4 protein-coding genes are annotated in these 3,466 nt (G+C 66.9%); 3 read left to right on the top strand and 1 reads right to left on the bottom strand.

Features of this window, described 5'->3' with window-relative positions; translation table 11 throughout:
• Positions 1-556, bottom strand: a 556-nt coding sequence (locus EOA27_RS28010; protein WP_126081610.1) for a sugar O-acetyltransferase, incomplete at its 3' end; no start/stop codon positions are given.
• Positions 557-680: 124 nt separating this feature from the next.
• Here EOA27_RS28010 and EOA27_RS28005 point away from each other — a divergent pair.
• The 3 genes from EOA27_RS28005 to EOA27_RS27995 all read left to right on the top strand — a co-directional run.
• Positions 681-1,142 carry a DUF4126 domain-containing protein gene (locus tag EOA27_RS28005; RefSeq protein WP_126081609.1) on the top strand — a complete coding sequence of 154 codons (462 nt, stop codon included), beginning with the start codon at positions 681-683 and terminating at the stop codon, positions 1,140-1,142.
• On the top strand, positions 1,139-2,515 hold the full coding sequence (locus tag EOA27_RS28000) for an FAD-containing oxidoreductase (RefSeq protein ID WP_126081608.1): 1,377 nt from the start codon (positions 1,139-1,141) through the stop codon (positions 2,513-2,515). Before EOA27_RS28005 ends, EOA27_RS28000 begins: the two co-directional genes overlap by 4 nt.
• A 119-nt stretch (positions 2,516-2,634) precedes the next feature.
• The coding region (locus tag EOA27_RS27995; protein WP_145970573.1) for an MFS transporter at positions 2,635-3,466 on the top strand (832 nt) is incomplete at its 3' end.

The raw sequence follows: 3,466 nt of genomic DNA, 5'->3' as shown, positions 1-3,466 counted from the left end.
AGCGCGGCGTGACAACCCGCGCCGGGTTGCCGACCACGGTCGTGTTGGCCGCCACGTCGCGAGTCACCACCGCGCCGGCGCCGACGATGGCGCCCTCGCCTATGCTGACGCCGGCGAGGATCACCGCGCTGCCGCCGACCCAGGCGTTGTCGCCGATCGTCACCGGTTTTGCGATCTCCAGCCCGGCCAGCCGTCCAGTGGCCTCGCGATGATGCTCGGCGCAGTAGATCTGCACATTTGGGCCGAGCAGCGTGCCCTTGCCGATGCGCACCGGCGCGGTGTCGAGGATGATGCAGCCGGAATTGAGGAAGACGCCGTCGCAGAGAAACACATTGAAGCCATAGGCGCAATGGAACGGCGCCTCGATGCGAGCCCCTTCGCCCGCGCCACCAAGCAGCGCCCGCAAAGCAGGCCCTATATTGCCACGATGCCGGGGCGGCAGGCTATTGTGCTCGAACACCGCATCGCGCGCGGCGAAGCGCTGCGCCTCGAGCTCATCGTCTATGCAGGTGTACCATTCGCCCGCCGCCATCTTCATGCGCTCGCTTGCCGACATGGCGACATCTCCCGATTTCGTTTGCACAACCGATTGTCGGACAAAAGCCCGTGGCCAAACGCCCAGCCTATGCTAGCCTGCCTTCATGGAACCGTGCGAGGTTCCGATTTTGAGGGGGTCGATCATGCTTTACCTGCTTGCACTGCTGATAGGTGTCGTTGCCGGCCTGCGCGCCATGACAGCGCCGGCCGCCGTCGCCTGGGGTTCTTATCTCGGCTGGCTGCCGGTCGCCGGCACCTGGGCGAGTTTCATGGGCCACTGGATTGCCGTCGGCATCTTCACCATCCTGGCGATCGTCGAATTGGTCACCGACCAGTTGCCGTCGACGCCGAGCCGGAAGGTGCCGCAGCAATTCGGCGCCCGTATCGTCCTGGGCGCCTTCACCGGCGCAGTGCTCGGCGCGACCGGCGGCGCCACCATCGGCGGTCTTATCGCCGGCGCCATCGGCGCGGTGATCGGCACGCTGGGCGGAGCCGAGGTGCGTGGCCGGTTGGCCGCCGCCTTCGGCAAGGATCCGCCCGCAGCCTTCATCGAGGACGCCATTGCGATCGTCGGCGGGCTGCTGATCGTGGCTGCCGTCGCATGAGCGCCAAAGCCTTCGACGCCATCGTCATCGGCGCCGGCCAGGCCGGCACGCCGCTCGCCGGCCGGCTCAACGCGGCCGGCATGAGCGTGGCGCTGATCGAGCGCAAGCTCATCGGCGGCACCTGCGTCAACACTGGCTGCATCCCGACCAAGACGATGGTGGCGAGCGCCTATGCCGCGCACCTCGCCCGCCGCGCCGCCGATTATGGCGTGACGGTTTCCGGTCCCGTCGCCGTCGACTACAAGGCCATCAAGGCGCGCAAGGACAAGGTTTCGGGCGCGTCCCGCACGGGGCTCGAGACCTGGATCGCGGGCATGGAGAAGTGCACGCTCTATCGCGGCCACGCGCGCTTTGAATCCGCCGACACCGTGCGTGTCGGCGACGAGCTGCTGACCGCGCCAAAGATCTTCCTCAACACCGGCGGCCGCGCCTCCGTGCCCGACCTGCCCGGCGTCCACGACATCCCCTATCTCACCAATTCCTCGATGATGGATCTCGATGTCCTGCCCAGCCATCTGATCGTCGTCGGCGGCAGCTATATCTCGCTCGAATTCGCGCAGATGTTCCGCCGCTTCGGCTCCGAGGTCACGGTGATCGAGAAGGCGCCGAGGCTGACCGGCCGCGAGGACGAGGACACGTCCGCCGCCATCCAGGCCATTCTCGAAAATGAAGGCATCACCGTCCATGTTGGCGCCGGCGACATCGCGTTCGCCAGGAAAGGCAACGAGGTCGCCGTGACTTTCTCCGCCGGCCAGCCGCCGGCGGTCGGCTCGCATGTGCTGCTGGCGCTCGGCCGCGTCCCCAACACCGACGATCTTGGCCTCGAAAAAGCCGGCGTCGAGGTCGACCAGCGCGGCTTCATCGTCGTCGACGACCTGTTGCGCACCAGCGTGCCCGGCATCTGGGCGATGGGCGACTGCAACGGCAAGGGCGCCTTCACCCACACCTCCTACAACGACTTCGAGATCGTCGCGGCCAACCTGCTCGACAACGATCCGCGCAAGGTCACCGACCGCATCGAGGCCTATGCGCTTTACATTGATCCGCCGCTTGGGCGCTGCGGCATGACGGAAGCCGCGGTGAAGAAATCCGGCCGCCGCGCGCTGGTCGGCCAGCGGCCGATGACGCGTGTCGGCCGCGCGGTCGAGAAGGGCGAGACGCAAGGCTTCATGAAGATCCTCGCCGATGCCGACACCGGCGAGATCCTCGGCTGCACCGTGCTCGGGCCAGGCGGCGACGAGGCGATCCATTGCGTGCTCGACCTCATGTACGCCAAGGCCCCGATCTCGACGCTGGCGCGCGCCATGCACATCCACCCCAACGTCTCGGAACTGCTGCCGACGATCGCCCAGGAGCTTAAACCGCTCACCTAGGTTGTTCGTCGCGACCTCGCTCTCCTCTTTCTGCATTGCTGCGTTGCAACAATGACGCTTGTGCGCCGGCCAGGTTCAAAGTCAGTCTCGATCTTGAACCGATTCAGACCGGACACCCCATGCCGCTGCCGATCCTGGCGCTTGCCATTGCCTCCTTCTGCATCGGCACCACCGAATTCGTCATCATGGGCCTGTTGCCGGAGGTCGCGGCCGACCTTGGCGTCTCGATCCCTTCGGCTGGCCTTCTGGTCACCGGCTATGCGCTCGGCGTCGTCTTCGGTGCGCCGATCGTGGCCATGGCAACGGCGCGCCTGCCGCGCAAGCCCGTGCTTGTCGGCCTCGCTGCCCTCTTCGTCATCGGCAATCTCTTCTGCGCCATCGCCCCGAACTACTGGCTGTTGATGGCCGCGAGGGTCTTCACCGCCTTCGGCCACGGCGCCTTTTTCGGCATCGGCTCCGTCGTTGCGGCGAGCCTCGTGCCGCGCAACAAGCGGGCGAGCGCCATCGCGCTGATGTTTGCCGGCCTGACGCTGTCGAATATCCTGGGCGTTCCCGCCGGCACGGCGCTGGGTGAAGCCTTCGGCTGGCGCGCCACTTTCCTCGCCGTTGTCGGCATCGGCCTCGTCTCGGTCGCGGCCATCGCCTGGCTGGTGCCGTCCAACGTCGCCGAACCCAGCGGCGGCGGGCTGGTCGGCGAATTGCGCGTGCTCGGAAAGCTGCAGGTCTGGCTGGCGATGCTGATCGCCTCGCTCGCCTCCGCCAGCCTGTTCGCCGTCTTCACCTACATCAAGCCGTATCTGACCGACGTCTCCGGCCTGTCGACGGCGACCGTGACCTGGGTGCTGCTGCTCTTCGGCGCCGGCATGACCATCGGCAACGTCATCGGCGGCAGGCTGGCCGACTGGAAGCTGATGCCGACCGTGATCGGCACGCTGCTCGCCATGGCCCTGC

The organism is Mesorhizobium sp. M2A.F.Ca.ET.037.01.1.1 (assembly GCF_003998075.1).
In the GTDB taxonomy this organism is placed as follows: Bacteria; Pseudomonadota; Alphaproteobacteria; order Rhizobiales; family Rhizobiaceae; genus Mesorhizobium.
The sequence above is the reverse complement of the archived record's forward strand: the minus strand, read 5'-3'. Positions and strand labels throughout refer to the sequence as shown.

Bases quoted from the DNA above. Each gene is read 5' to 3' on its own strand.
- EOA27_RS28000 (WP_126081608.1), top strand. From the start codon at position 1,139: ATGAGCGCCAAAGCCTTCGACGCCATCGTCATCGGCGCCGGCCAGGCC.
- EOA27_RS28005 (WP_126081609.1), top strand. From the start codon at position 681: ATGCTTTACCTGCTTGCACTGCTGATAGGTGTCGTTGCCGGCCTGCGC.